The sequence below is a fragment of the Streptomyces sp. 1222.5 genome (genome assembly GCF_900105245.1).
GTDB classification, from domain to species: domain Bacteria; phylum Actinomycetota; class Actinomycetes; order Streptomycetales; family Streptomycetaceae; genus Streptomyces; species Streptomyces albidocamelliae.
The window spans coordinates 4,194,353-4,219,898 of the sequence record NZ_FNSZ01000001.1 but is presented as its reverse complement, the minus strand read 5'-3'; the positions used below and the strand labels follow the sequence as shown (position 1 = coordinate 4,219,898).

The 25,546-nt window shown below is 69.7% G+C and carries 24 protein-coding genes, 1 tRNA gene and 2 pseudogenes; 13 read left to right on the top strand and 14 right to left on the bottom strand.

Annotation, left to right across the window (positions count from 1 at the left end; translation table 11 throughout):
- Positions 1 to 228: 228 nt before the first annotated feature.
- Positions 229 to 1,518, bottom strand: a complete 1,290-nt coding sequence (locus BLW57_RS18925) for an ice-binding family protein (RefSeq protein ID WP_093475995.1) — start codon at positions 1,516 to 1,518, stop codon at positions 229 to 231.
- Between the two features lie 739 nt (positions 1,519 to 2,257).
- Between BLW57_RS18925 and BLW57_RS18920 the strand changes: the two genes are divergently transcribed.
- The 3 genes from BLW57_RS18920 to BLW57_RS18910 all read left to right on the top strand — a co-directional run bounded on the left by BLW57_RS18920 (position 2,258) and on the right by BLW57_RS18910 (position 4,368).
- The gene (locus BLW57_RS18920) at positions 2,258 to 2,863 is read left to right on the top strand and encodes a DUF5994 family protein (protein ID WP_093475994.1); all 606 of its coding nucleotides are present in this window, start codon (positions 2,258 to 2,260) and stop codon (positions 2,861 to 2,863) included.
- A 5-nt stretch (positions 2,864 to 2,868) separates the two neighbouring features.
- Positions 2,869 to 3,030, top strand: a complete 162-nt coding sequence (locus BLW57_RS41445; RefSeq protein ID WP_176985644.1) for a hypothetical protein — start codon at positions 2,869 to 2,871, stop codon at positions 3,028 to 3,030.
- Between the two features lie 477 nt (positions 3,031 to 3,507).
- Positions 3,508 to 4,368 (top strand): alpha/beta fold hydrolase, encoded by an 861-nt coding sequence (locus tag BLW57_RS18910; RefSeq protein ID WP_093475991.1) that lies wholly within the window; start codon positions 3,508 to 3,510, stop codon positions 4,366 to 4,368.
- A 533-nt stretch (positions 4,369 to 4,901) separates the two neighbouring features.
- Here BLW57_RS18910 and BLW57_RS18905 read toward each other — a convergent pair.
- On the bottom strand, positions 4,902 to 6,239 hold the full coding sequence (locus BLW57_RS18905; protein ID WP_093475989.1) for an aminotransferase-like domain-containing protein: 1,338 nt from the start codon (positions 6,237 to 6,239) through the stop codon (positions 4,902 to 4,904).
- Positions 6,240 to 6,327: 88 nt separating this feature from the next.
- On the opposite strand from BLW57_RS18905, the gene BLW57_RS18900 reads away from it, so the two are divergent.
- Together BLW57_RS18900 and cynS are read left to right on the top strand one after the other, a co-directional pair.
- On the top strand, positions 6,328 to 6,951 hold the full coding sequence (locus BLW57_RS18900) for a DJ-1/PfpI family protein (RefSeq protein WP_093475988.1): 624 nt from the start codon (positions 6,328 to 6,330) through the stop codon (positions 6,949 to 6,951).
- Between the two features lie 103 nt (positions 6,952 to 7,054).
- Positions 7,055 to 7,497, top strand: a pseudogene (cynS, locus tag BLW57_RS43115) (cyanase).
- A gap of 151 nt (positions 7,498 to 7,648) precedes the next feature.
- On the opposite strand, the gene BLW57_RS18890 reads toward cynS, so the two are convergent.
- The 3 genes from BLW57_RS18890 to BLW57_RS18880 are packed head-to-tail and all read right to left on the bottom strand — an operon-like array spanning position 7,649 to position 10,523.
- Entirely contained in the window at positions 7,649 to 8,872 is a 1,224-nt protein-coding gene (locus tag BLW57_RS18890) for a cytochrome P450 (RefSeq protein WP_093475986.1), read from the bottom strand.
- 39 nt (positions 8,873 to 8,911) lie between these two features.
- A complete protein-coding gene (locus BLW57_RS18885; RefSeq protein ID WP_093475985.1) occupies positions 8,912 to 10,306 on the bottom strand; it encodes an NAD(P)/FAD-dependent oxidoreductase in 1,395 nt (464 codons plus the stop codon).
- Entirely contained in the window at positions 10,296 to 10,523 is a 228-nt protein-coding gene (locus BLW57_RS18880) for a ferredoxin (RefSeq protein WP_093475983.1), read from the bottom strand. Before BLW57_RS18880 ends, BLW57_RS18885 begins: the two co-directional genes overlap by 11 nt.
- Before the next feature lie 526 nt (positions 10,524 to 11,049).
- Between BLW57_RS18880 and BLW57_RS42365 the strand changes: the two genes are divergently transcribed.
- A complete protein-coding gene (locus BLW57_RS42365) occupies positions 11,050 to 11,184 on the top strand; it encodes a hypothetical protein (protein WP_256339523.1) in 135 nt (44 codons plus the stop codon).
- On the opposite strand, the pseudogene BLW57_RS40575 reads toward BLW57_RS42365, so the two are convergent.
- Positions 11,175 to 11,300: pseudogene (locus tag BLW57_RS40575) on the bottom strand (IS5/IS1182 family transposase); the annotation flags it as partial. The gene BLW57_RS42365 and the pseudogene BLW57_RS40575 overlap by 10 nt on opposite strands.
- A 381-nt stretch (positions 11,301 to 11,681) precedes the next feature.
- Complete coding sequence (locus tag BLW57_RS18870; RefSeq protein ID WP_093475982.1) at positions 11,682 to 12,077, bottom strand: enoyl-CoA hydratase/isomerase family protein; 396 nt, start codon at positions 12,075 to 12,077, stop codon at positions 11,682 to 11,684.
- 542 nt (positions 12,078 to 12,619) lie between these two features.
- On the opposite strand from BLW57_RS18870, the gene xerC reads away from it, so the two are divergent.
- On the top strand, positions 12,620 to 13,078 hold the full coding sequence (gene xerC, locus BLW57_RS18860; protein ID WP_176985643.1) for a site-specific integrase: 459 nt from the start codon (positions 12,620 to 12,622) through the stop codon (positions 13,076 to 13,078).
- Positions 13,079 to 13,153: 75 nt separating this feature from the next.
- On the opposite strand, the gene BLW57_RS18855 is transcribed toward xerC, so the two are convergent.
- The 3 genes from BLW57_RS18855 to BLW57_RS18845 form a co-directional block, all read right to left on the bottom strand.
- A tRNA-Pro gene (locus BLW57_RS18855) sits at positions 13,154 to 13,227 on the bottom strand.
- 66 nt (positions 13,228 to 13,293) lie between these two features.
- Entirely contained in the window at positions 13,294 to 14,052 is a 759-nt protein-coding gene (locus BLW57_RS18850; protein ID WP_093475977.1) for a Pr6Pr family membrane protein, read from the bottom strand.
- Between the two features lie 197 nt (positions 14,053 to 14,249).
- Positions 14,250 to 15,176 (bottom strand): metallophosphoesterase, encoded by a 927-nt coding sequence (locus BLW57_RS18845; RefSeq protein ID WP_093475976.1) that lies wholly within the window; start codon positions 15,174 to 15,176, stop codon positions 14,250 to 14,252.
- 94 nt (positions 15,177 to 15,270) lie between these two features.
- On the opposite strand from BLW57_RS18845, the gene BLW57_RS18840 reads away from it, so the two are divergent.
- Positions 15,271 to 15,735, top strand: a complete 465-nt coding sequence (locus BLW57_RS18840; RefSeq protein ID WP_093475974.1) for a GatB/YqeY domain-containing protein — start codon at positions 15,271 to 15,273, stop codon at positions 15,733 to 15,735.
- A gap of 246 nt (positions 15,736 to 15,981) precedes the next feature.
- Here BLW57_RS18840 and BLW57_RS18835 read toward each other — a convergent pair whose 3' ends face one another.
- On the bottom strand, positions 15,982 to 18,321 hold the full coding sequence (locus BLW57_RS18835; RefSeq protein ID WP_093475973.1) for a transglycosylase domain-containing protein: 2,340 nt from the start codon (positions 18,319 to 18,321) through the stop codon (positions 15,982 to 15,984).
- A 541-nt stretch (positions 18,322 to 18,862) separates the two neighbouring features.
- Here BLW57_RS18835 and wblA point away from each other — a divergent pair.
- Entirely contained in the window at positions 18,863 to 19,201 is a 339-nt protein-coding gene (gene wblA / locus BLW57_RS18825) for a transcriptional regulator WblA (protein ID WP_176985642.1), read from the top strand.
- 457 nt (positions 19,202 to 19,658) lie between these two features.
- Here wblA and BLW57_RS18820 read toward each other — a convergent pair whose 3' ends face one another.
- Both BLW57_RS18820 and BLW57_RS18815 read right to left on the bottom strand, forming a co-directional pair.
- A complete protein-coding gene (locus BLW57_RS18820; protein WP_093475970.1) occupies positions 19,659 to 21,026 on the bottom strand; it encodes an ATPase BagB in 1,368 nt (455 codons plus the stop codon).
- Positions 21,023 to 22,000 (bottom strand): ATPase BagA, encoded by a 978-nt coding sequence (locus BLW57_RS18815; RefSeq protein ID WP_093475968.1) that lies wholly within the window; start codon positions 21,998 to 22,000, stop codon positions 21,023 to 21,025. Before BLW57_RS18815 ends, BLW57_RS18820 begins: the two co-directional genes overlap by 4 nt.
- A 231-nt stretch (positions 22,001 to 22,231) precedes the next feature.
- Between BLW57_RS18815 and BLW57_RS18810 the strand changes: the two genes are divergently transcribed.
- The 4 genes from BLW57_RS18810 to BLW57_RS18795 all read left to right on the top strand — a co-directional run bounded on the left by BLW57_RS18810 (position 22,232) and on the right by BLW57_RS18795 (position 24,674).
- Positions 22,232 to 22,390 (top strand): Sp36 family protein, encoded by a 159-nt coding sequence (locus BLW57_RS18810; protein ID WP_009189813.1) that lies wholly within the window; start codon positions 22,232 to 22,234, stop codon positions 22,388 to 22,390.
- Positions 22,387 to 22,851 (top strand): RidA family protein, encoded by a 465-nt coding sequence (locus BLW57_RS18805; RefSeq protein WP_093475967.1) that lies wholly within the window; start codon positions 22,387 to 22,389, stop codon positions 22,849 to 22,851. Before BLW57_RS18810 ends, BLW57_RS18805 begins: the two co-directional genes overlap by 4 nt.
- A gap of 66 nt (positions 22,852 to 22,917) precedes the next feature.
- Entirely contained in the window at positions 22,918 to 23,847 is a 930-nt protein-coding gene (locus BLW57_RS18800; protein WP_093475965.1) for an NUDIX hydrolase, read from the top strand.
- Entirely contained in the window at positions 23,844 to 24,674 is an 831-nt protein-coding gene (locus tag BLW57_RS18795; RefSeq protein ID WP_093475964.1) for an MBL fold metallo-hydrolase, read from the top strand. The genes BLW57_RS18800 and BLW57_RS18795 overlap by 4 nt, the downstream gene beginning before the upstream one ends.
- Positions 24,675 to 24,708: 34 nt before the next feature.
- Here BLW57_RS18795 and BLW57_RS18790 read toward each other — a convergent pair whose 3' ends face one another.
- Complete coding sequence (locus tag BLW57_RS18790) at positions 24,709 to 25,530, bottom strand: nucleotidyltransferase domain-containing protein (RefSeq protein WP_093475962.1); 822 nt, start codon at positions 25,528 to 25,530, stop codon at positions 24,709 to 24,711.
- Positions 25,531 to 25,546 lie beyond the last annotated feature (16 nt).

The window sequence follows — 25,546 nt, the reverse complement described above, 5'->3', positions numbered from 1 at the left end:
CGACCTGGCACCCGCCCGGTCCGATCCGTCGGCATCTGCTGACGCGATGCCACCCCGTACGGCCCCATCCGGTCCGTCCGTCCCGACTTTTCTCACCTGGTTCTCCTGAGCTTCCGCCTGCGGCGTGCGGCGGAATCGATGACGATCCGCGCCGCACGCCGCCCGTTCTACTCGCGCACGAGAGGGGTTGCCTCCGGGCACTCACCTCGTCGGAGTGGGTTGCGCGTGCTAGGCAGGATCACAGCCGTAGCTGTCGTCCTGTCCATGCCCGTCGCCGTACTCGTCGCCGTACTCGTCGTGGCCGGGCTTGCAGCCATGGCCGTTCCCGCCGGAGGTTCCACCGGTGGTGCCCGTGGTGGTGGCGCCGGTGGTGCCCGTGGTGGTGGCGCCGGTGGTGCCCGTGGTGGTGGCGCCGGTGGTGCCCGTGGTGGTGGCGCCGGTGGTGCCCGTGGTGGTGGCGCCGGTGGTGCCCGTGGTGGTGGCGCCGGTGGTGCCCGTGGTGGTGGCGCCGGTGGTGCCGGCGGTCGTCGTGGCGCCGGTGGTGCCCGTGGTGGTGGCGCCGGTGGTGCCCGTGGTGGTGGCGCCGGTGGTGCCCGTGGTGGTGGCGCCGGTGGTGCCGGCGGTCGTCGTGGCGCCGGTGGTGCCCGTGGTGGTGGTGCCCGTGGTGGTGGTGCCCGTGGTGGTGGTGCCCGTGGTGCCGGCGGTCGTAGCACCCGTGGTGCCGGCCGTCGTGGTGCCGGTGGTTCCGGCCGTCGTCGTGCCACCCGTGGTGCCGGCCGCGCACTCCGGCCGGGTGATCGTGTTGGTGTCCAGCGTCACGGCACCGTTACGGGCCAGCGCCCGTCCCTCGATGGTCGCGCTCGTCGTGGCGGTGATCGAGGTCATGGCCAGGATGTTGCCCACGAAGGCGGTGCTGGTGCCGAGGGTGGCCGAGCTGCCGATCTGCCAGAACACATTGCACGGTGAGGCACCGTTGATGAGGGATACGCGGCTGCCGGACGCCGTCGTCAGGCCGGAACCGATCTGGAAGACCCAGACGGCGTTGGGGTTCCCCTGGGCATCCAGGGTGAGGGTGCCGGTGAGTCCGAGAGTGGAGGAGGCGGTGTAGACGCCCGGAACCAGCGTCAGGCCACCGGCGTCCGGGGGAAGTGCCCCGTCGGAGGGCTGACCGGCAGCGTCGTCGTACGCCGCGATCAGGTCGGTCTGGGCATCCTGAGCCACAGTGTCCGCAGAGTGCAGGGTCCCGTTCACCACGGCGGGCGGCCCGTATCCGCTGATGGATGTTCCCGGCGACACTCCGACATCTCCGGTGATCACCGAGGGGCCGGTATTGGTGGTTGCCGAACCGGCCAGTACCGCGAAGCTGTCCGCCCTACCCAGGTCTACGAAGGTGGCGAGGGCACTTGCCTGTGTCGGCGTCACAGCGACTACGACAGCGGAGATCACCACGGCAAGTACCGCCGCAGTCCATACCGACAAAGTGCGCCGCAAAGGCGCCACAGGGATATTGAGCGTCATCGAAGGGCCAACTCCTGTGAGGGGATGGAGGCGTATTCGGCGGTTCTCGATCGCACAGAATCGCCTGTTTTCTGTCGCTGGCATATTACTCAGGTGCATGCCCCGGGTTTCGTTTCAGGCGAGCGGTTTCGCCGAAACCGACGAGCTGATCGTGAATGCTGAGAAGAGTTCCAATAGGCCGAATGGTTGATCGTGCTTGGTCGAAACGGGTGATACAGGGAGGTCACTTCCCTGGTCAGCCCAGGCGGCGATGAAAAACATGCATCCTTAGCCCTGCGTCGAAACCGCGCTCGTCCGATACCCGACATCTCACCGGCGTGTTGGGAAAAGCGCGTCACCGGAGCGGTGATTCTGTGCGGTGATTCTGCGTGGTCCCGGGATACACGATGAGGATGAGACCAGGTCCTGCTCCTGACTCCGGGTGAGGACCTGATCAGGGTCGACTCGGGCACGGGCAAGGGTCGCCGTGCCACGCCAAGGCGGTCGGCGCATCGAGGCGCCGAGGGGGAAGACCGGAGGCTCGGGCGCGCCGACCGGCGTCCCCTGTGCTGATTCCGGCGGCGGGCGGCCAGGGTCAGGTCCGTTCTACCCGTCGCTCCGCATCGGTCCATCGAACCGCGACGAGGAGTACGCTGGTGATTACCGAGAGCATTCCGTACGCCGGCTTCCACGCCGGGTCGTTCTCGGCGATTCGCGGCAACCGGGTCGGTCGCGACCGGCCCGGGGTTGGGTCCGCATCATGACCGCGACCATTCTGTTGACGCCGGCGGTCGAAGACCGGATCCCTTCTTCGTCGTCGCCCCGCCTCGCGCTGACACCCGCCGACAGCACTCCGGCACTGATCGACGGTGCCTGGTGGCCCCGTTCCCGCGACCTGGCGGCGGAGCTTCCGGCGCTCACCGACGTCCTCGACCCGCTGGGGGGGCGGATCACCCGAGTGACGGTGAACCCCAAGTTCTGGCCGGTCATCCCGCGCAAGGTGCCCGTCCACGGGCACGTCGTGCACGTCGGCTGGTTCGCGGCCGAGCAAGACCCGCACAAGCTCCTGCTGCTCTCCTACACCGTCGGCCGCTGGGACCTGCTCGTGATCCCACCGGAGACAGAGCCGGCCACCGCGACCCGGCTGATGGCGATGGCCACCGACCCGTCGCGGAGTCTCACGGCGACCGGCCTGATCCAGGACGCCGAATGCTTCAGGACCGCGGCAGAGGCAGTGGCCGGCTCGGACTCGCTCCGGGAGGCGGTCTGGGCCTCCGAAGGCGGACATGACGCCCGCCACTCGACCTCACGTGCCCCTGCCGGAGCGGTCATCGGCCACGTGCCGACCCCGGCAGCAGGAGTGTGAGGGACATGGACACCTTCGCGACGGTGAGCGTGCTCCTCGCGCTGATCGCCCTGGGCATGATCGTGATTCAGCTGTTCACCGCGAGCAAAGAGGATCGTCTGGCGACCCTGCCCTCAGGCCGTCCCCGCCGGTGGCGGCTACGGCCGCGGCACCGCACAGAGAAGTGAAGCTGCCTGCACCATCGGCTCAGCCGACGACAACCGCTCGGTGGAAGGGGCACCTCGGCCCTGACCGCGACTGTGCCGCGCGGAGACGTCGATGAAGGAGGTCAACCAGGCCGCCGAGGACGGCATGATCTTCGGCGTCATCGAGCAGCTGAGCTGACTTCGGCCGGCCAGCTCCATCGTTACAACTGGGGGCATCTGGAGGACGAGCACGGCGGCCTGACAGACCAAGCGATTGATCCGGAAGAGGATGCGCTGGAGGCCATCCCAGCCGAGGACTTCCAGCGCGTATGGACTCGGTGAGCGGACTGTGCACCCGCTTTAGGAGCGCCAATACATGCACCATGTGGGCCTTCTCGCGCCTTGCCGATCTCGCCAGGATCATTCACCCGGATGCTCGGCGTGGAGAGCCTCGGTGGGGGAGAGACTCGATGCTGGTCTCCCAGGCGTCGCCCGACGCCCTTGGACCAAAGGAATGGCATGGGCATATTCGACAAGCCGCGCTACGCTGCCATCTTCCGTTGGGGTGCAGCATTCCTGGCGGTATCGGGAACCGCAACGGCGCTCGCCACCGTGTCGGCTGAGGCTGGCGGCCCGAGCGGCCAGTCCGACATCGGGAAGCCGACCATCGTGCTGGTACACGGTGCCTTCGCCGACGCATCCAGTTGGAGTGGTGTGGTCGAACGTCTTCAAAGGAGCGGCTATAAAGTCATCGCGGCCGCTAATCCGCTGCGAGGCGTCCCGCAGGACTCGGCCTACATCGCCAGCCTGCTGAAGTCGGTCAAGGGGCCGATCGTGCTGGCAGGCCACTCCTACGGGGGCGCGGTCATCTCGCAGGCGGCAGCCGAGAACAAAAACGTCAAAGCCCTGGTCTTTATTAACGCGATCATGCCGGATGTCGGAGAGTCCTTCACCACCCTCTCCGCAAAGTTCGCACCCCCGCTCCTCTCCCAGGCCCTCAGGCAGGTGCCGTTCCGCAACGGCGACGGGAGCACCGGCACGGACAACTACGTTCAGACCGACAAGTTCCACAAGGTCTTCGCCGCGGATCTCCCCACCAGCCGGACCGACGTGTTCGCCGCCTCTCAACGGCCAATCGCAGCGTCAGCCTTCACAGACAAGCTCACCGGCGCCGCCTGGCGCGACAGGCCCGTCTACGTGCTCGTCGGCAAACAGGACCGGGCGATCAACCCCGACCTGGAGCGCTACGAAGCCAAGCGGGCCAGAGCCCGCAAGACGGTGGAAATAGACGCGTCACACGTCTCGCTCGTCTCGCAGCCAAAAGCTGTAGAAAATCTTATCGTCGAGGCCGCCGAAGACTACGAATGGCACCGAAATTAGCCGGACCTTCGGCTGCGACGGTCGGGACTGCCATGCAGAGGTGCACCCCGCCCTGCTCTACTGTCCTGGAACGACACCTCTGCACCTGCCAAGCCCTGCGAGGCGGCACGGTGGTCGTGAACGGGTTGTGGTGTGCTCTCACGCGGTACCTGTGAATCGGCCAGGACGACCGAGACGGCTCTCCTCGCCCGGGAATGGCGAGGTCTGACACCCGGACGTCAGGCTGAGAGGCCATAGAGACGGCCTGGGCGGCGCGGATGCCCTGCACGTAAGGCGGGGGGCGAGAGGGGCGGGGCTCTACCGGCGGCGGGCCGGCCACAACCCCGCCTGGGCATCCTGACGATCATCTGACCGCCCCTGCATCCGTGCTCTGCCTGGTAGCTGGCAAGGTGGAGGGCGCAACGCCTCCCACGCCCAGTCCAGGCACTTACCGGTGAGTGCCTGTTCCTGAGGCTGACATGACCGGCCTGTGGCCGTGGCGCTCGACCGGACACGGCTCGCTGGGGCGGGATGGACGGAGAGATTGAGCGAGTTCAGGCGTAGGCGTCCTCGATGGCGACTCGGCGCACTGTGCGCAGCGTCGATCGAAGGCTGTCCAGGTCGGTCGAGCCGAGGGCGAGGCGGAGCGCCTGTGGTGTGTGTCTCGAGGTGGTGAACGGCTCTGCCGTGGTGACCGAGATGAGCTGGCGCGCGAGGGTGGCTGTGAGGCGGTCGGCGCGTGCGTCGTCGGGCAGTGGCAGCCAGGTGAAGTAGGACGAGGGGTGGCTGATGAGCGGGAGGCCCGCCAGCTCTTGTCTTGCGATTGCCTGGCGCGTCTTGGCGTCGTCCCGTTTCTGTGCTTCCAGACGGTTGACGGTGCCGTCGTCGAGCCAGCGGCAGGCGATGGCGGTGGTGAGGGCGGGGGTGTTCCAGGTGGTCGCGCGGATGGCGCGTTCGAGGGACGGAATGGTGGCCGGCGGGGCGAGGACGAAGCCGACCCGCAGGCCGGTGGCGATGCTCTTGGACAGTCCTGAGACGTAGAGGGTGATGTCCGGTGCGGTTGCGGCCAGCGGCGGTGGAGGGTCTTCGGCCAGGTAGGCGTATGAAGCGTCTTCGATGATGAGCGGACCGTACTGTCGGGCGATCCTGATCAGGCGGGTGCGGTCGGTTGCCGACATGACCCAGCCCAGGGGGTTGTGGAGGGTGGGCATGGTGTAGATCGCGCGGACCGGGCGGGTCGCGCACAGTTCCTCCAGGGCGTCGAGATCAGGCCCGTCGGGGGTGGTGGGGATGGGCTCCAGGTCGAGGTGGAAGGAGTGCGCGAGCACCTTGAAACCGGGGTAGGTGAGTGCGTCGACCGCGACGACATCGCCGGCGCTCAGCATGGCCATGACGGCGATGGCCAGGCCCTGCTGGGCGCCGTTGGTGATAAGGATCTGATCTGCGTCGGTGCTGATTCCCCGGCGTGTGAGGTGTCGTGCGATGGAGGCTCTGTCCTGGGGGCGCCCTCGGTGCGGTTGGTAGCGGAGCAGCGATTCGAGATCGCCGGAGGTGGCCACCTCTCGCAGGGCCTGGCGCAGGAGGTCGGCCTGGCCGGGCAGCGAGGGGTAGTTGAAGTTGAGGTCGACCGCGTCCGTGGCGACGGCCTGCTGATCGATGCCCTGGTCGGCGGGGACCGCGATGTCCCGCACGAACGTGCCACGGCCCTGTTCCCGGCTCACCAGGCCCATCGCTTCCAGTTCGGCGTACACCCGGGTCGCGGTCACCACGGCGATGCCCTCGCGGGCGGCGAGAGCGCGGTGGGTCGGCAGCCGCACCCCGGAGGCGAGCCGCCCGGTCCGGATGTCGGCCGCGAGCGTGTCGACCAGCTTCTTGTATCGCGAGGCTGCCATGCACCGGATTGTATCCATGACAATTCTTTGACTGTGCTGCTCGCGGCTTCTTACCGTCGAGTCCCACTCATCCGAAAGGACAGCCGTCGTGCACATCGCCATCCTCACCTTCGAGGGGTACAACGAGCTCGACTCCCTGATCGCGCTCGGTGTGCTCAACCGCATCAAGAGCGACGACTGGCGTGTCACCATCGCCACCCCCAGCCCCAAGGTGACGTCGATGAACGGGGTGGTCATCGAGCAGATGTCCACCCTTGAGGAGGCGTGCGCCGCCGACGCCGTCATAGTCGGCAGCGGCATCGCCACCCGCGAGGTCACCGAAGACCCGGCGATCATGAACATCCTGCGCGGCCTGGACCCCTCGCGGCAGCTCATCGCGGCGCAGTGCTCCGGCGCGCTCGTGCTGGCCAGGCTCGGCCTGCTGGGGGGCATCCCCGCCTGCACCGACCTGATCACCAAGCCGTGGGTCGTCGCCGCCGGCGTCGAGGTCCTCAACCAGCCCTTCTACGCCGAGGACAACATCGCCACCGCCGGCGGCTGCCTGGCCTCGCACTACCTCGCCGCCTGGATCATCACCCGCCTCCGCGGCCAGGAAGCCGCCGAAGGGGCGCTGCACTACGTCGCCCCGGTCGGCGAGAAAGAGGAATACATCGAGCGCGCCTGGCGCAACATCACCCCGTACCTGCCCGCTCCCGCCCCGGCGCTCGCCTGACCCACCACCGCGAGCTGCGGCCGGCCGGGAAGCCGCGCCTCCCGAAGCCCGGCCGGCCGCCCGCGGCCCGCACACCCGCCGGACTCTCGGGGAAGGACTGCGCATGAACCGCGACGTGGTAACGGCTGCGATCGTTGTCGGCAGACTGGCCACGGACCTCACGTGGCAGCAGTCGGCTGACGCGATCGGCCGGCCGCTGGTGTGGACCACCGCGGCATTGCTCGGACAACACCCCCTCCCGAGGACAGCGCACGTCAGGTCGCCGAACTGCTCGACCTGCCCGCGGAAGCCGTGCCGGTGCTCGCCGCCGTTCCGTACCGCGGCGGGCTGCCCACCGCGGTACCGGACGATCCGACGATCGACCGCCCTCTAGGAGGCGCTGCAGGTCTATGTCCCGGCCCTGAAAGAACTGATCCACGAGCAGGTCGGCGACGGGATCATGAGCGCGATCAACTTCAAGCTGGACATGGGCGCGCCACCCGAGATGGGGCCGAGCACGTCGTCATCACCTTGGACGGGAAGTTCCCGCCCTACAACGCCCAGTGACCGAGCCGCTTCAGCGGGGTTCATCGGGTCATTCCCCACGTCAGGGGAAGAGGTGCTGGAGGAAGGCCGGTCGTCCGCCTTCCGGCACCACGGCCGTGCCGCCAGCAGTGGTGATCCGGCTGCCGCACAGACCGTCTCCGCGGTGCCATGCTCAGGCGCTGAAGCTTTCGATGGCTACGGGCAGGTGGCGCGGGCCGCGCAGGACGGCGTTGGTGCGGTACGGCGGGGGATCCTCCAGCAGCCGGAAGTTCTTCACGCGGCGGAACAGTTCCGGCAGGGCGAGGCTTGCCTCGATCCGCGCGAGCGGGGCGCCGAAGCAGTAGTGGATTCCGGTATAGAAGCCCAGGTGCTCGTTGTCCTTGCGGTCGGGCACGAAGCGGTCGGGGTCCTCAAAACGGTTGGGGTCGCGGTTGGCCGCGGCGATCATGAGCCAAACGGGAGATCCCTTGGGGATCGTGACGCCGTCGATGTCGATGTCGGCCAGTGTGACGTTGATCGGGACGAACTGAACGGGCGGCTCGAAGCGCAGCACTTCCTCGACGAGGGGGACCGTCAGATTCGGCTCATTGCGGAAGCGCTCGAGGACGTCAGGGTGGCGCAGGAGGGTGAGGGTGGTGTTGGTGATCAGGTTGACGGTGGTCTCGTGGCCGGCGACCAGCAGCAGGATCGCGGTGGCCACGAGGTCCGCCGGTGTCATGCTGCCACCAGGACCGGTGTCGGGGGCGAGCGCGCTGAGGATGCCGGGTCCCGGGTGGCGGCGTTTGGTATCGATCAGGTCGGCCAGGTAGGCGCCCAATTCCTTGCGTGCACGCTGATACTCCTCCGCGGCGAGGCCTCCGTGCTGAGGATCGATGCCGGAGGCCACGGCGTCGGCCCAGCCGTAGAAGCGCGGTTCGTCCTCGCGGGGCACGCCGAGCACCTTGCAGATGGCGGTGACGGGGAGCGGATAGGCGAAGTCCTCGACGATGTCGACCTCGTTCTTGCCATCGAAGGCGTCGAGCAGGGTGGTGACGACCGCGGCGAGTTCGCCGCGCAGGCCGTCGAGGAACCTGGGGCTGTGCGGGGGCCCGAAGGGCCGGTTGGCGGTGGCGCGCAGCCGGTCGTGTTCGGGTGGGTCGGTGAGGATGAAGCTCGGCGGCAGGCCGGAGTCGTCCTCTGAGTGGCCGGGGCCGGCGTAGCCGGGCGGGCGGTTGCGGGGGTCTTGGCTCAGCCGCGGGTCGTTGGCCAGGCTGCGCACCGCGTGGTAGCTGCTGACCAGGTAGGTGCCGTCGTCCTCCCGCAGCACCGGTGTCTTGCGCAGCTCCGCGTAGAGCGGGTACGGATCGGCTCGGCTGGCATAGTCGAGGATCTGCGCGGAGATGCTGCCGGACGTCATGGGTGCCTCCTGGACCATGGGACGGTGCGGGGCCGGTGATCACGCGTGCGACGGAACGAAGTTGACTCGCCGCTCGCTGGGGGAGTGGCCCGTGAGGGTGACGGTGGGCGCGTGGGTGGGCAGGTGGGGGTCGGGGAAGTCGGGGTCGATGACGGGCAGGGTGCTGGTGCGGCGGTCAACCAGGCGATAGTCCGGGGGGAACGGCGCGGCGGCGGCGATCTGCTCCTCGTAGAAACCCAGCCACCGCGCGCCGTCGAAGGACGCCGCGGCGATGACCCGGCCCCGGTAGCCGTACACGGCGACGAACCGTTCCTCGGCGAGCGTCCCCTGGGCGATGACCATCTGGTCGCCCATCGAGGGAATGCCCACGGACTTGATGTTGGTGCGGAACTGGGTGGACCAGAACATCGGCAACCACAGGTGCGGGCGGCGTTCAGGACCTGCGCAGATCATGTTGTGGGCCGCGATCTCCGCCTGCTCGACGGCGTTGCCCCAGTGCTCCAGCGACAGGAACTGGTAGTCGAAAAGCGGGTGCGGGCTGCGTGCGACGTCCCCGGCGGCGTAGATGTCGTCGGTGACGATGCCGTTGACATCGAACACCCGGCAGCCGGCGTCGCACGCGATTCCCCGCGGTCCCGCGGCCACCCCCGAGCCGGCCAGCCATTCGGTGTTCCGCAGGGCACCGAGCGAGACGACCGCTACCTGGACGTCGATCGCCGTGCCGTCGGACAGGTAAGCGCGCCTGAGCCGGCCGGATTCGTCCCCCTCCAGGGCGGTGACACTGACGCCGCAGCGCAGGTCGACCCCGTTCCTGCGCTGCATTCGGTCCGCGACCGCACCGATCACACCCCCGAGCGCGCCCACCAAGGGCGCCGGGCCGCGTTCGGCGACCGTCACGTCGACGCCCAGCTCCCGGCAGGCGGAAGCGACTTCACAACCCGTGAAGCCGGCGCCGATCACCAGTACCCGCGCGGGGCCGCCAGTCAGTCTCCGGTTCAGGCGTGCGGAGTCGTCACGGGTTCGCAGTACCAACACCCCGTCCAGATCGGCCTGTTCGGGATGGAACCAGGGGCGTGCCCTGGTTCCGGTAGCGATCAGCAGACGGTCGTAGCCGACGGTGTCTCCGTTCGCCAGGCGTACCTGCTTGGCGTTCCTGTCCAGGCTCTCGGCGGCGACACCCAGACGCCATGTGGCGTCGACGTCACGCCGCCGAGGGAGTTGCGTGTCCTCGGCCTGCGCCCGCCCCAGCAGCACCTGCTTGGACAGCGGCGGCCGGTCGTAGGGCTCATACGATTCGTCACCGATCACGGTCAGTGATCCGGTAAAACCCTGCTCACGCAGCGTCTCCGCGGCACGCAGGCCCGCCAGGGACGCACCCACGACGACGATCCGGCCTTCCCGGCGCAGGGCGGCAACATCGGTGTCAGCCGACACGGGGTTGCACCCCCTTCGTCGGTTCGTCGGAGTAGTCGGCGAGGATGGCCTGGACCGGGCAGGCGGCTACGGCCTGCTCCACCCGGTCGCGCAGCCCCTCGTCGAAACGGGGAGAGAACAGCAGCCCCTCATCGCCGTGCAGGGCGAAAACCTCTGGGGCGAGAAAGACGCACTGCGCGTACGCCTGACACCGATTGAGATCAACGACAAGCCTCATCAGGAACCCGCTCCCTGCGCGGGCCGCCATGGCCAGAAGCCCACGGCCGCCTGCGCTGGCCAATACGGTGGGTTGGCATGCCTCCCTCTCAGGATCAGCCCCTGCAGAGGTGCCTCGCAACGCGAGGTGACACGGTAGGGGCACCGACACGCCGGCCATGGCTTGGAAAACTCGGACGCCCCACTACGGCTGACCGGTGTCATGGGGGCCAAGGCACCACGGGCTGTTTCAGTAGATTGGTAATGTCCACGCCACAGAGAGACGGGGGATGATCGTGGGAGCAGAGCCGTCGAGTCCTCCGAACCGCTGGCTGAGAGGAACTGGCTTCGCTGTCCTTTTCGGGGGGCTGGCCGCGGTGGTGTCCGTTGCTGCGGTTGGACGAATGTGGGCTGCTTGTGACATCGGCACCAATGCAGCAGCCAACAGTATGACCTTGCTGTTCCTTGCGCCGCTCATATGGATCGCCGCCGCGGTTCCGTGGGTGATCCTGTACAACACCCTTGGAAGATGTCATCGCAGGGCAGCCATGACTGCAGGGCTCATCTTCACGCTGTGGTTCACCTGGTTCCTCATCACCTGGCTGGGCATACAGGAGTCCCACCCCGCCCCGCTGTGCCCCGGCAACATCCCACCTTGGTGGCCGAGCTACATCCCGACGTGACGGCTTGGGCAGTCCGTGGCGTCGACCGCGGCATGGATCTTGCTGCTCAGCCCGCCTCGGGACCGGCCGAGCGCGCCGGCGTCCGCCCCGGCCCTGCGACGCCTTCGCACTGCGGCACGGTTCCGGTCCGGCGCGCGTGCCGTTCGCATCCGCACCGGCCGTCCACGGATCACCTACAGCACGGACAGCACCCACAGCACGGGCGGACGCGGTCTACGACCCGCTCGCGCAGTCCTGCACCATAGCCTTGGCCGGCCCCCCACCCGTGATCGCTCATCCCGACGGGAGCACCGAGATCCCTCACCTGCCGAGCGGTCCTCCCCCGGGGCAGGCAGCACGGCAGGCCCCCCTTCGCGGCCGGCACGACTTCCCCGGCCGGCCCTTCTCGGCGAGAGGCCGTCAGCGCATCTGCGGCTGCTCGGCAGGGTATGACCGGCTCCGTCCTTGGCCAGGGCGATCACCTGGGTCCAGCAACGGGGTGGCGCGGCTGGGTGCCATCAACTGGGGTACTCCGCCACGGCCTTGCCGAGGTCGCGTTCGAGGTCACCGGGCGTCTGGAGGCCCCGGTTCGTGAGGTAGTCCAGGCGCTCACGGCTTTCGGGCAGTGCAACCAGGCTGAGGAACGTGGCGGAATCGGAACGGACGTTCGCCGGGTGTGGCAGCGTGAGGTCATTGATCGCGCGCTTCGCGGCCTTGACCCCTGCGGGTGGGAATCCGGCGATGCGCTTGGCCAGGCGCTCGACGAAGCCGTCCAATTCGGCGTCGGGCAGGGCTCGTTTGATCCAGCCGTAGCGCTGTGCGAGGTCGGCGTCGAAGTCGTCGGTGCCGGTGATGGCTTCGATGGCGCGGGTTCTGCCCAGTCGCCGATATGAGACGACCGTGCGCTTGTACATCGTCCCGCTTCTCGGCTCGAAGCGGCTCGACCGGCTGACCGTTCAGGACATGCGGGGCTGGCTCAACAGGCTTGCCGAGACGTGCCAGTGCTGCGCACAGGGCAAGGACGACAGGCGGCCCGAGGAGCGGCAACGCTGCTGCGCCAAGGGGGAGTGCTGCCGGCAGACGCTGTCGAAGCGCTCGGTCAACGACGCCCGGACGATCCTTCGCAGCGCGCTGACCAACGCCATGGTGGAGGAGCGCATCTCGAAGAACGTCGCCCAGCTGGTGAAGGTGCAGCGGGCTCGGCGCAAGCGGCCGGACCCGTGGTCGGTTGAGGAGGCGTGCTCCTTCCTGGAGAACGCGCAGACGTGGTGGGACTACCTCTACGCCGCGTACGTGCTGATCCTCGTCCTGGGGCTGCGCAAGGGTGAGGTTCTGGGACTGACCTGGTCGGACGTGAACCTCGATACGGGAGAGCTGCACATCCGCCACCAGCTGCAGCGCGTTCGTCGGCGCCTGCCTCCCCACCGATACGGCCAAGACGGAGGCGTCCGAGGCGGTGCTTCCGCTGCCGGACATTTGCCTGGCGGCGCTCCGGCTGCGCAAGAGGGAGCAGGAGGCGGCGAGGGAGCGGGCCAAGGATCTCTGGACGGCATCGGATCTCGTCTTCACCACCCGCAACGGCACCCCGGTGGAGCCGCGAAACTCCACCCGCGAGTTCGACCGCCGCTGCGAGCGCGCCGGCGTCCGCCGGATTCGCGTGCACGACACACGCCACACGTGCGCCTCGCTCCACGCCGCCCTCGACGTCCACCCTCGGATCGCGATGCAGATCCTGCGCCACTCCGAGATCGCGGTGACCATGGAGGTCTACATGCACGTTCCCTCGGCGGACACCCGGCGGGCCCTCCGGAAGCTCGGGAAGGCTCTGGGCGGCAGTAAGAAGAAGGACGGCGAGAAGAAGGGCAAACGCAAGCAGGAGGAGCGGTCGGACAAGGAAGGCCGTCAAGAGCCATAAAGGCTGCTGTACTACGCTGCTGGACAAACACTCAGAGGCCCATTCACGATCACGTGAATGGGCCTCTGACCTGTGTCGGGGTGGCGGGATTTGAACCCACGACCTCTTCGTCCCGAACGAAGCGCGCTGCCAAGCTGCGCTACACCCCGATGTCGCTGCTTCTCGCGGCGACGACGCTTACTTTAGCCCACCGGTGGCCGTAGACGAAATCCGGTTTAGCACCGGTGGCGTACCGGGGTCGGACGGGTGTGGTCCAGGGCCACCAGGAGGACTGCCAGGGCGTACATCGCGAGGCCCAGGAGGAGGGCGTTGGCCAGGGTGCTGCGGTAGCCGTGGGCGGTGACGTCCAGGAAGGGGTAGAGGTAGCGGGCCGGGTCGCCCGGCGGGAGGAAGGCGGCCCGGATGAAGGAGAAGGCCAGGTAGGCCAGGGGGTAGAGGAGCCAGGTCGCGGTCTGGCGCAGGTGCAGGCGGCCCGCGGGGGTGAGGAACAGCCAGTCGCACACGGCCGCCGCCGGCACCAGCACGTGGAGGAACTGGAGGACCGCCCACTGGGCGTGCCAGCGCTCCGGCACCGCCGTGCCGCCGGTCATGGAGAACGGGGGCGTCGTGCGGACCAGCAGCAGGTGGTAGACCAGCGCGCCGATCACGACGTAGAGGAGCGTGGCCCCCGTCACGCCGGACGGGAGCGGGCGTCGGGCCCGGGAGGCCCTGGCCGCCGACAAGAGCATGACCAGGGCCAGCAGGCTGTTGGCCTGGACGCTGAAGTAGCTCAGGGTGCGCGCCGGGGTGCCGATGAGGAGTTCCAGGGCGACACCGGCGGCCGCCGCCGCGGCGATCAGCAGGCGGCACAGCGCTGCCATCGGGCGGCGGACCGGGGCCACCACCGCCGTGGCCGGTACCGGGGCGGGCACCAGCATGGGCGGGCCCGGGATCGCGGGCAGGTCCGGGATGTCCCTGGGTATCGGGGCGGTCATGCCCTCACGCTAGGAGCGGGGGAGAGGGCCGGCCATGCGGGTTGGGCCGAGTGGGTTACCTCCCCCGGACCGTCCCCTCCGGCCGCCCCCTCGGTTCCCGGCCCCGGTGAACCCGGGCGCCGGCCGTGCCCGACCCCGGTTCCCCGCCCAGGTGAACCCCGGTTCCCCGCCCAGGTGAACGCGGACGTCCGCCGTGCCTACTCCCGTCCCACCAGCGTCAGCAGCGTCGCCTCCGGTGGGCAGGCGAAGCGGACCGGGGTGTAGCGGTTGGTGCCGCAGCCCGCCGAGACGTGGAGGTAGGACGTGTGGCCCTCGGCCGTGTGCCGGGACAGGCCCTTCACCCGGTCCGTGTCCAGGTCGCAGTTGGTGACCAGGGCGCCGTAGAAGGGGATGCACAGCTGGCCGCCGTGGGTGTGGCCGGCCAGGATCAGCGGATAGCCGTCCGCCGTGAAGGCGTCCAGGGTGCGCAGGTACGGCGCGTGGGCCACGCCGAGGGAGAAGTCGTACGTCCCCGACGGGCCGCCCGCCACCTGGGCGTACCGGTCACGCTTGATATGCGGGTCGTCCACCCCGGTCAGCTCGATCGACACGCCCTCGACCTTGAGCACGCCCCGCGTGTTCGTCAGGTTCAGCCAGCCTGCCGCGTCGAATCCGTCCCGCAGTTCCTCCCACGGGTTGTGGATCACGCCCACGGCCGGCGGGTTGCCGTTCAGGCCGTGCCGGCCGCTGGTCTTCTCCAGCAGGTAGCGGGCGGGGTTGCGGAGCCGGGGGCCGTAGTAGTCGTTCGAGCCGAAGACGTACGCGCCGGGGAAGTCCATCAGGGGACCGAGCGCGTCCAGCACCTCCGGCACGCCCTCGGGGTCCGACAGATTGTCACCGGTGTTGATCACGAAGTCGGGGCGCAGGCCCGCCAGCGACTGGAGCCAGCGCTGCTTCTTGTGCTGGCCGCTCACCATGTGGATGTCGGAGACCTGGAGCATGCGCAGCGGGCGCATGCCGGGCGGGAGGACCGGGACCGTCACCCGCCGGAGGCGGAAGGAGCGGGCCTCGAAGCCCGCCGCGTACGCCAGTCCGGCGGCGCCTGCCGCCATGATTCCCAGGGGTACTCCGTATCGCGCGCGCATACGTCCATCGTGTCAGACACCGGCGGGCCGCCAAGACCGGCGGCCCCTTAAATGGGCGGGCGTTGGCGGTGGTGCACCTGCGACAATCGACCGTATGACCACCACGCTCAAGTCGAAGCTGCACGACGACCTCAACGCCGCGATCAAGGAGCGCGACGAGCTCCGCTCCTCCACGCTCCGGCTGACCCTCGCCGCGATCACCAAGGAGGAGGTCGCGGGCAAGGAGAAGCGGGAGCTCTCCGACGACGAGGTCCTCAAGGTGATCACCCGCGAGGCGAAGAAGCGCCGGGAGGCCGCGGACGCCTTCGCGCAGGGTGGCCGTGCCGAGTCGGCCGAGCGGGAGAAGGCGGAGGGTGAGGTGCTCGCCGAGTACCTGCCCAAGCAGATGTCCGACGACGAGCTGGACGCGATCGTCGCCCAGGCCGTGGAAGAGGCGAAGGCGGGCGCCGAGGGCCCGCGGGCCATGGGTGCCGTCATGAAGATCGTGAACCCGAAGGTGGCCGGGCAGGCCGAGGGCGGCCGCGTCGCCGCCGCGGTGAAGAAGCTCTTGCAGGGCTGATCGACGGCTGCCCGAGGCCGGCGTCGGGGACCATCACGGCGGCGAAGCCGCGCCCCGGCCGGGAGCGAGTGGCCAAGCCCAGCCTCGGATCGCCGACGGCAAAGGCAACGGCAACGGGCCCCGGTCCGATACGGCCACGAAAGCCGAACCCGAGGTCCGACGAAAACGGCGGCGGGGCCGCACCCCTGGTCGAAGGGTGCGGCCCCGCCGCCGTACGCACGGATTCACCCGGCGTGCCCCGCGGAGCTACCCGCGCCGGCCGCCGTTGCCGTTCCCACGGGCTCCCCCGTTGGTCTGGCCCTCGATGAAGTTGTCCGGGAAGGAGAACGTCGGCGTCGGGACCGGCCCGCCGGTCGTGCCGGCGTTGGCGTCGCCGCCGGTGGTGCCGCCGTCAGTGGCGCCCCCGGTTGTCAGTCCGCCGATCAGTCCGCCGATCACCTGTCCCGCCGTGTTGTTCCCGTTGTTTCCCCCGTTCTCCCCCCTGTCGCCTTTTCCCTGGCCGTCCTCGTCGGTGTCATCGGGGATGTCCACCAGGTTGAAGTCGGGAGCGGGCTTGCCCTCCAGGGCGCCGGCCATCATGTCGCGCCAGATCGGTCCGGGGACCTCACCACCGAAGACCTTGTCGTGCGGGATGCCGCCGATGGTGATGTTGATCATGCGCCGCTTGTGGGTCGGGTCGCCGACCCAGACCGCGCCCGCCATGTTCGGGGTGTAGCCGACGAACCAGGCGGCGAAGCGCTCGTCCGTCGTACCGGTCTTGCCCGCGCTCGCGCGGTCGCCCAGACCGGCCTCCTGGCCGGTACCGTCCTCGACCACGCCCTTCAGCAGCGTGCTCACGGTGTCGGCGGTCTTCTCCGACATCGCGCGCGAGCAGGTCGACTTCGGCACGCTCATGGACTTCTGCTCGCTGCCGATCTTCCGGGTGATCGACTCGATGGCGACCGGCGTGCAGTACATGCCGCGCGAGGCGAAGGTGGCGTACGCGCTCGCCATCGTCAGCGGCGACATCTCCTGGGTGCCGAGCGCGATGGACGGGGCCTGGTCGATCTTGCGGCCGTCGGCGCGCGCCACGCCCATCTTCTTGGCCATGTCGACGACCGGGCAGATGCCGATGTCGCTGATCAGCTGCACGTAGTAGGTGTTGACCGACTTGGCGGTCGCTTCCTTCATGCCGTACGGGCCGTGTTCCGACTCGTTCTCGTTCTGCAGCTTGGCCGGCTTGCGGGGGTCGTTGCGCCAGGTCTTGCCGTCGCACGCGGACACCGAGGTCGGGTACGGCATCTGGTACGGCGACGAGTACTCCTGCGTCGCGGACTTGCCGCCCTCGATGGCGGCCGCGGCCACGATCGGCTTGAACGTCGAACCGGGCTGGTAGCCCGCGCCGCCGCCCATGCCCTGGTTGACGGACAGGTTGATCTGCGTCTCGTTCTTGCCGAAGCCGTACGGCCGGGACTGGCCCATGGCCAGGATCCTGCCGGTGCCGGGCTCGACGATGCTCGCGGCCGTCGCGACACCGTCGCTCTTGTAGACGTGCTCCTTGATGGACTTCTGCATGGACTGCTGCGACTGCGGGTCGAGGGTCGTACGGATCGTCAGACCGCCCTGGTTCCACAGCTTCGTCCGGACCTCCTTGGTCTTGCCGAAGGCCGGGTCGGTCAGGAAGACCTCGCGCACGTAGTCGCAGAAGAAGCCGGCGCCCTGAACTGCGGTGATGCAGCCGTTCTTGGGCTGGCTCGGGTGGAGCCCGAGCGGCTTCTCCTTGGCCTCGTCGGCCTCCTTCTGGGAGATGTCGCCCAGTTCGGCCATGCGCTGGAGCACGACGTTGCGCCGCTTGGTGGCCTCGGCCTCGTCGTTGACGGGGTCGTAGCGGCTCGGGGACTGCACGATGCCGGCCAGCAGCGCGGACTCCTGCACGTTCAGGTTCTTGGCGTGCTTGGAGAAGTAGCGCTGGGCGGCGGCCTCGACACCGTAGGCCTGCTCACCGAAGAAGGTGATGTTGAGGTAGTTCTCGAGGATCTTCTTCTTGCCGAGCTTGTCCTCGATCTGGATCGCGTACTTCAGCTCGCGGATCTTGCGGCCGAGGGTCTGCTGGGTGGCCTGGGCGACCTTCGTCGGGTCGTCGCCGGCCTCCTCGATGAAGTAGTTCTTCACCAGCTGCTGGGTGAGCGTGGAGGCGCCCTGGGCGACACCGCCCTCCTGCGCGTTCTTATTGACCGCGCGCAGCACGCCCTTGAGGTCGATGGCGCCGTGCTTGTAGAAGCGCGAGTCCTCGATCGCGACGATCGACTTCTGCATGTACGGCGAGATGTCCTTCAGGTCGACCACCGTGCGGTCGCGCGAGTACACCGCGGCGATCTGGTGGCCCTGGTTGTCCAGGATCGTCGTGCGCTGACTCAGCTGGGGGCTCTTGAGGTTGGCCGGGATCTCGTCGAAGCTCTTGACCGAGCCCTTGGCCGCGAGGCCCAGCGCGCCGGCCGCGGGCAGCGCGATGCCCGCCATCACGGCTCCCGCGAGCACACTGACACCGAGGAACTTCGCGGCCTGCTGCGTTGCCGACAGACCACCGCCCGAGCGCTTCTTTGGCATGGGGGCAGCCTAATCCCCACCCTTGAGCGTTCCGAGGGACCGGCTCCCTGTCGGGATGTTCGGGTGCCGGATCGTGACGTACCGGCGCAGAGCGGCAGGCACCAGTGACCCGCGTCACGGCACGGCAGGGCAAAGCCGGGCGCCTACCTTCTCATTTTCCGGACACGCGCGCAGGCCTTGGCCTAAGCTGCTCTCAACTGTCACAGCACCACGGCCACGTATCAATACGTCCGGCGACCCCGAATCGTTCTGGACGTGCCCCGGATTTCTGAGGGGAACGTGTCCGAATCCGCCTCGTGTGTCACCTGGCGCCCGGTGTGACGCACCACAGCTGTCCCGGTTTGCCGGGATGGTCGCGCATGTCGCCAGCTCACTCCCGCGGGTGATCTGCCGCTTACCCATAGTCCGTTCGGGCCATTCAAGATTGGGCCCGAAGGGGGTGTTGCGCTGTGCCCACCTTCCGTAACGTCCTCAACTGGCGGCGGTGAATATGCCGCTGCCGCCGTGGGGGAGCCTCGATTCGGGAGAGGACGGCGCCGGTATGGGCTGGGTTACCGACTGGAGTGCGCAGGCCGCCTGCCGCACTACCGATCCGGATGAACTGTTCGTTCAGGGAGCAGCGCAGAACAGGGCCAAGGCGGTGTGCACCGGATGCCCGGTACGCACCGAGTGCCTGGCCGACGCGCTGGACAACCGCGTCGAATTCGGCGTGTGGGGAGGAATGACGGAGAGGGAGCGCCGCGCACTGCTGCGCCGCCGGCCCACCGTGACCTCCTGGCGCAGGCTGCTGGAGACGGCCCGCTCGGAGTACGAGCGCGGCATGGGCATCGTGCCCCTCGACAACGACGAGGTGTACGAGCACTACGCGGCGGTGAGCTGAGGGCAGCCTCCTCCGGCACATCCCCGGGGCATGTGCTCCGGCCCACGTGCGCCACGTGAAACCGCATCAGGCCTACGCCGGGGACGTACGGGCCGAGCACCCGCGCGGGGAAACGCCGGACGGGCGCACGTCCTCGAATACACCGGCCGGCCGCACCTCACCGGCCGGGCACCTCTTACAGGGAACGCCGGCACCTGCCACCGGGCCTGGGAAGCGCCAGGGGGCAGGGCGAACGCCTCGGACCGGGACACGGTCGAAGCACTCGGACGGCGGATGCGTGCCCTGTGCGCCGTGGACGCCCGTCCTGCCGCGGACGCCCGCGCGCGGCGACGCCTTGCGCGCGGAGACCGCCGATCCTGCCTGTGCCCTGGCGGACACGGTCGGAACCGGCCGCGCCGGCACGCGCCATGTGCCCGTGCCGGCATCTGTGCGGGTTCTCACATTCGCCGGACGGGTGTCAAGACGGCTGCGTCGGCTCTTCCGTGCCCGCGGCCAGCCGGGTGCCGATCTCCCGCAGTCCCGTGAGGTCGTGGACGTCGCCGGGCAGTGCGGGCACGTCGACCACCGCCACCTCCGGGTGGCGCGCGGTGAACCGGTCGCGTGTGCGCCGCTCGCGCGAGATCAGCTGCATGCGCTCGGCGTGCAGCCTCAGCAGGCCCGCGGTGAGCCGGTCGACGGGGCGCTCCGTTTCGGCGGGGGAGCCTTCCTCGGAAGCAGTGTCACCGGCTGCGGTCCCGGGTGCGGAAGTGTGTGAACTGCCGTACGTGTCGGGAGAGTTACGAAGTCCAGCTTTCCCGTCCGCCTGATCGACAATGCGGGGCTCCTCAAGATTTTCCGCGGCGGCCAGCGACCGCTCGGCCGACAGCCGGACGGCATCGCTGCCGTGGACCCGGTTCAGCACCAGCCCGACCAGCGGCATGTCCTCGGCGGCCAGCCGCTGCACGAAGTACGCGGCCTCGCGCAGCGCGTCCCGCTCCGGGGCCGCCACCACCAGGAAGGCCGTACCGGGCGCCTGGAGCAGCTTGTACGTGGCGTCCGCGCGCGTGCGGAAACCGCCGAAGGTGGTGTCCATCGCGGCCACGAACGTCTGGACGTCCTTCAGCAGCTGACCGCCCAGCAGCTTGCCCAGCGTGCCGGTCATCATCGACATGCCGACGTTGAGGAAGGCCATCCCGGCCCGGCCCCCCAGTTTGGCGGGCGCGGTCAGGAGGCGGATCAGACGGCCGTCCAGGAAGGAGCCGAGCCGCTTGGGCGCGTCCAGGAAGTCCAGCGCCGACCGGGACGGGGGCGTGTCGACGACGATCAGGTCCCACTCGTCCTTCGCCCGCAGCTGGCCCAGTTTCTCCATCGCCATGTACTCCTGGGTGCCGGCGAAGCCCGCGGAGAGCGACTGGTAGAAGGGGTTCGACAGGATCACGGCCGCCCGGTCGGGGTCCGTGTGCGCCTCCACGACCTCGTCGAAGGTGCGCTTCATGTCGAGCATCATGGCGTGCAGCTCGCCGTCGCCGTCGGTGCCCTTCACCCGGCGCGGCACGTTGTCCAGGGAGTCGATGCCCATCGACTGGGCCAGCCGCCTGGCCGGGTCGATGGTGAGCACGACCACCTTGCGGCCCCGCTCGGCCGCCCGGAGTCCGAGGGCGGCGGCGGTCGTCGTCTTGCCGACGCCGCCCGAGCCGCAGCACACCACGATCCTGGTCCCCGGGTCGTCCAGCAGCCGGTCGATGTCGAGCGCGCGTGTGGGGGACAGACGCCGGGCGGTCTCCTGCGCCTCGGCCGTCTTCCGCCCCGCGGCGGCCTTCTTCGCCTCGGCCGGGTCCGGACTCATGACAACCCCTGCTTCCGCAGCTCGGTGGCGAGTTCGTACAGGCCCGCGAGGTCCATGCCCTCGACGAGCAGCGGCAGTTCGTGCAACGGCAGGTCCAGCTCGCCGAGGACCGCGCGCTGGTCCTGCTCCAGCGCGTACCGTTCGGCGTACTCGGACGCCTGGTCCAGCAGCGGGTCCACCAGCTTCTCGGCGTTCCCACCCCGCCGGGCGCCGCCGAGCCCCGCGGACGAGAGCGCCTGTGCCACTGAGGAACGCTCCACGGTCCCCACGAGTTCCAGGTCCTCGGCGTCCAACACCTGCGGGCGGACCATGTTCACGATGATCCGGCCCACCGGCAGATTCGCCGCGCGGAGTTCGGCGATGCCGTCGGCGGTCTCCTGGACGGGCATCTCCTCCAGCAGCGTGACCAGGTGCACCGCCGTCTCCGGCGACTTCAGCACCCGCATCACCGCCTGCGCCTGATTGTGTATCGGGCCGATCTTCGCGAGACCCGCCACCTCGTCGTTGACGTTCAGGAAGCGGGTGATGCGGCCCGTCGGCGGGGCGTCCATGACGACGTAGTCGTACACGAACCGTCCGCGCTTGTCCTTGCGCCGCACCGCCTCGCACGCCTTGCCGGTCAGCAGGACGTCCCGGATGCCGGGGGCGACGGTGGTGGCGAAGTCGATGGCTCCGAGCTTTTTCAGGGCCCGGCCCGCGCCGCCCAGCTTGTAGAACATCTGTAGGTATTCCAGAAGGGCCAGTTCGGCGTCTATGGCCAGGGCGTACACCTCCCCGCCGCCCGGTGACCCCGCGATTTTGCGCTCCTCGTACGGCAACGCATCCGTCTCGAAGAGCTGTGCGATGCCCTGCCGACCCTCGACCTCCACGAGAAGCGTCCGCTTCCCCTCGGTGGCGAGGGCCAGCGCGAGGGCGGCGGCGACCGTCGTCTTTCCGGTCCCGCCCTTGCCGCTGACGACCTGGAGCCTGCTCACGTCTTCGAGCCTAACCAGTCCGGCCGACGGTCACGCGTGAGGCTGTGGATAACGGTGGTCACAGTCGGCCGGTTGTTCGGACACCGCCAAGGTCCGGGCGGGGTCCGGGGTCCGGTCCGGGAGGCGGCCGAGGGCGGGACGCGGGCGGTCCGGGGATGATCGGCGGGCGGTCCGCCGCAGGGCGGGCGGTCGGCCGCGGGCCGTCGCGGCCGCAGCGGCTACAGTCGGCCCATGACCAAGTGGGAATACGCAACCGTGCCGCTGCTCGTCCATGCCACGAAGCAGATTCTGGACACCTGGGGCGAGGACGGCTGGGAGCTCGTCCAGGTCGTGCCCGGGCCCAACCCCGAACAGCTCGTGGCCTACCTGAAGCGGGAGAAGCAGGCGTGAGCGCGGTCGAGGCCAAGCTGGCCGAACTGGGTCTGACCCTGCCGGCGGTCGTACCGCCGCTGGCCGCGTACCAGCCGGCCGTGCGGTCCGGCGTGTACGTCTACACCGCCGGCCAGCTGCCGATGGTCGAGGGCAAGCTGCCGGTCACCGGCAAGGTGGGCGCCGAGGTCACGCCGGAGGAGGCCAAGGAGCTGGCCCGCACCTGCGCGCTGAACGCGCTGGCCGCCGTGAAGTCCGTCGCGGGCGACCTGGACCGCGTCGCGCGCGTGGTGAAGGTGGTCGGCTTCGTCGCCTCGGCGCCCGACTTCACCGGGCAGCCCGGTGTCCTCAACGGCGCCAGCGAACTGCTCGGCGAGGTCCTCGGCGACAAGGGCGTGCACGCCCGCAGCGCCGTCGGTGTCGCGGTGCTGCCGCTGGACGCGCCGGTCGAGGTCGAGATCCAGGTCGAGCTCGTCCCGTAGCCCCTCCCACCCCGCTGACCTCGGGCACCTCTCGAACATTCGCCCTATACGGGATAGCCTCCGGCCATGGCGAACGGTCAGTGGTACCCCCCGGAGTGGCCCGACCGGATTCGCGCGCTCGCGGACGGCACCCTCACCCCGGTGACCCCCAGACGCGCGGCGACGGTGCTGCTGCTGAAGGACACCCCGGACGGCCCGGCCGTCCACATGCTGCGCAGACGCGCCTCCATGGCCTTCGCCGGAGGCGCGTACGCGTATCCCGGCGGCGGCGTCGACCCGCGGGACGACGACCGTCACGTCCGCTGGGCGGGCCCCGCGCGCGCGTGGTGGGCCGAGCGGCTGGGAACGGACGAGAGCGGTGCCCAGGCGATCGTCTGCGCGGCCGTACGGGAGACGTACGAGGAGGCGGGCGTGCTGCTCGCCGGGCCCGACGCGGAGTCCGTGGTCGGCGACACCACCGGCGACGACTGGGAGGCCGACCGGGCCGCCCTGGTCGCGCGCGAGCTGTCCTTCGCCGAGTTCCTCGACCGGCGCGGCCTGGTGCTGCGCTCGGACCTGCTGGGCGCCTGGACCCGCTGGATCACCCCCGAGTTCGAGGCGCGCCGCTACGACACCTGGTTCTTCGTGGCCGCCCTCCCGGCCGGGCAGCGCACCCGGAACGCCTCCACGGAGGCCGACCGCACGGTGTGGATCCGCCCCGGGGAGGCCGCCGCCGGCTACGACAGGGGCGAGCTGCTGATGATGCCGCCCACCATCGCCACACTGCGCCAGCTGCTTCCGTACGCCACCGCCGCCGAGGCGCTGGCGGGCGCCCCCGCGCGGGACATGACGCCGGTGCTGGCGAGCGCCCGCCTCAGCGACGGGGAGATCGTCCTGTCCTGGCCGGGACACGACGAGTTCACCAAGCACGTCCCGACGTCGGGGATCCCCGCCGGCGGGGCACCCGGTACGGCACGACCGACGTCCGCCCCGAGCGCCGGAGGAGGCTCCGTATGACCGACCCAGCAGCCCTGCCGGGCCGGCCCCGGGGCGGAGTCCTCTCGGGACCCGCCACCGACCGGGCCGTCAACGTCCTCGCGCCGAACGCCTCCGCGATGACCCTGGACGGCACCAACACCTGGATCGTCGCCGAGCCCGACTCCGACCTGGCCGTGGTGATCGACCCGGGCCCGCTCGACGACGGCCATCTGCGTACCGTCGTGGACACCGCGGAGAAGGCCGGCAAGCGCATAGCCCTGACCCTGCTGACCCACGGCCACCCCGACCACGCCGAGGGCGCCGGCCGGTTCGCCGAGTTGACCGGCACGCGCGTGCGTGCCCTCGATCCGGCGCTGCGCCTCGGTGAGGAGGGTCTGGCCGCCGGGGACGTGATCGGCGTCGGCGGCCTGGAGCTGAGGGTCGTGCCGACGCCCGGGCACACCGCGGACTCGCTGTGCTTCCATCTCCCGGCCGACCGGGCGGTGCTGACCGGTGACACGGTCCTCGGGCGGGGCACGACGGTCGTGGCGCACCCCGACGGGCGTCTCGGCGACTACCTGGACTCGCTGCGGCGGTTGCGGTCCCTCACGGTGGACGACGGCGTGCACACCGTCCTGCCGGGCCACGGGCCGGTCCTGGAGGACGCCCAGGGCGTCGTCGAGTTCTACCTGGCTCACCGCGCCCACCGGCTGGCCCAGGTGGAGACGGCGGTCGAGGACGGCTACCGCACGCCGGCGGAGGTCGTCGCCCATGTGTACGCCGATGTGGACCGCTCGCTGTGGCCGGCGGCGGAACTCTCGGTGCGCGCCCAGATGGAGTACCTGACCGGGCACGGGCTGATCTAGACCGACGCCCGACGCCCGACGCCCGGGTCCCGTCCTAGTCCGGGCGGGGGGTCTTCACGCCGTGCACGCGCGCGTACTCCCCGGCGAGCCAGGGGCCGAGGTCGTCGGTGTACGACCGCAGGATGCGCGGGTCGCCGACGGGTTCGAGGCCGTGCTCCGCCGCCGTACGCAGTTCACCGGCCCGCTCGGGGTGGTACGCAGCGAACACCTCGGCCATCTCCCGCAGGTCGCTCGTCCAGCCCTGCCAGCGGGGCATGACGAGCGTGAAGCCGGTGCGGACCAGATGCCGGGACATGAAGCGCACGAGCGGCCGCCGGGCCTCCTCGGTGTCCGCCGCGCGCTCGACCCGCTCCCGCCAGCGCGGCAGCAGCAGGGCGAGGTCGCCGTTGGTCTCGCGGGCGAGCAGGGAGTCGGGGCGGTAGCGGGGCAGGTACTCGGCGAGGTCGTCACCGAGCAGCGGGGTGCACAGGCAGGCGACGAACCAGCCCAGGTCGTACCGCTCCAGGTCGCTCAGCAGCCGGTCGCGGCCGTACAGCAGGGTGCCGACGCCGTCGATCTGCTCGAACTCCTTGTCGACCGCCTCGCCGAGGGCCCGGGCCGTCTCGTGGTCGGCCTCTCCCGGCGTCGCGGTGAGGGCCACGAACAGGTCCAGGTCGCTGCGGCCCACACGCGCGGTGCCGCGCGGTACCGAGCCGTAGAGGTAGGCGCTGTGCAGGCGGGCGCCGAAGGCGTCCAGGAGCCGGTCGCGGGCCGAGGCCACGACCGGGCGGAACGCGTCGGGCACGCGCGCGAGGGAGCCTTCGCGGGCGATGCACCCCAGGGCGTCGAGACCTTTGGGGGCGGGTGGTTCGGCCATGGGGACACTGTGCCGC

Coding starts and splice junctions, on each gene's coding strand:
- wblA (WP_176985642.1), top strand. CDS start 18,863: ATGGGCTGGGTTACCGACTGGAGTGCGCAGGCCGCCTGCCGCACTACC.
- BLW57_RS18880 (WP_093475983.1), bottom strand. CDS start 10,523: ATGAGGCTTGTCGTTGATCTCAATCGGTGTCAGGCGTACGCGCAGTGC.
- BLW57_RS18800 (WP_093475965.1), top strand. CDS start 22,918: ATGGCGAACGGTCAGTGGTACCCCCCGGAGTGGCCCGACCGGATTCGC.
- BLW57_RS18870 (WP_093475982.1), bottom strand. CDS start 12,077: ATGTACAAGCGCACGGTCGTCTCATATCGGCGACTGGGCAGAACCCGC.
- BLW57_RS18920 (WP_093475994.1), top strand. CDS start 2,258: ATGACCGCGACCATTCTGTTGACGCCGGCGGTCGAAGACCGGATCCCT.
- BLW57_RS18850 (WP_093475977.1), bottom strand. CDS start 14,052: ATGACCGCCCCGATACCCAGGGACATCCCGGACCTGCCCGCGATCCCG.
- BLW57_RS18925 (WP_093475995.1), bottom strand. CDS start 1,518: ATGACGCTCAATATCCCTGTGGCGCCTTTGCGGCGCACTTTGTCGGTA.
- BLW57_RS42365 (WP_256339523.1), top strand. CDS start 11,050: ATGACTGCAGGGCTCATCTTCACGCTGTGGTTCACCTGGTTCCTCATC.
- BLW57_RS18810 (WP_009189813.1), top strand. CDS start 22,232: ATGACCAAGTGGGAATACGCAACCGTGCCGCTGCTCGTCCATGCCACG.
- BLW57_RS18910 (WP_093475991.1), top strand. CDS start 3,508: ATGGGCATATTCGACAAGCCGCGCTACGCTGCCATCTTCCGTTGGGGT.
- BLW57_RS18890 (WP_093475986.1), bottom strand. CDS start 8,872: ATGACGTCCGGCAGCATCTCCGCGCAGATCCTCGACTATGCCAGCCGA.
- BLW57_RS41445 (WP_176985644.1), top strand. CDS start 2,869: ATGGACACCTTCGCGACGGTGAGCGTGCTCCTCGCGCTGATCGCCCTG.
- BLW57_RS18820 (WP_093475970.1), bottom strand. CDS start 21,026: ATGAGTCCGGACCCGGCCGAGGCGAAGAAGGCCGCCGCGGGGCGGAAG.
- BLW57_RS18835 (WP_093475973.1), bottom strand. CDS start 18,321: ATGCCAAAGAAGCGCTCGGGCGGTGGTCTGTCGGCAACGCAGCAGGCC.
- BLW57_RS18795 (WP_093475964.1), top strand. CDS start 23,844: ATGACCGACCCAGCAGCCCTGCCGGGCCGGCCCCGGGGCGGAGTCCTC.
- BLW57_RS18790 (WP_093475962.1), bottom strand. CDS start 25,530: ATGGCCGAACCACCCGCCCCCAAAGGTCTCGACGCCCTGGGGTGCATC.
- BLW57_RS18905 (WP_093475989.1), bottom strand. CDS start 6,239: ATGGCAGCCTCGCGATACAAGAAGCTGGTCGACACGCTCGCGGCCGAC.
- BLW57_RS18845 (WP_093475976.1), bottom strand. CDS start 15,176: ATGCGCGCGCGATACGGAGTACCCCTGGGAATCATGGCGGCAGGCGCC.
- BLW57_RS18840 (WP_093475974.1), top strand. CDS start 15,271: ATGACCACCACGCTCAAGTCGAAGCTGCACGACGACCTCAACGCCGCG.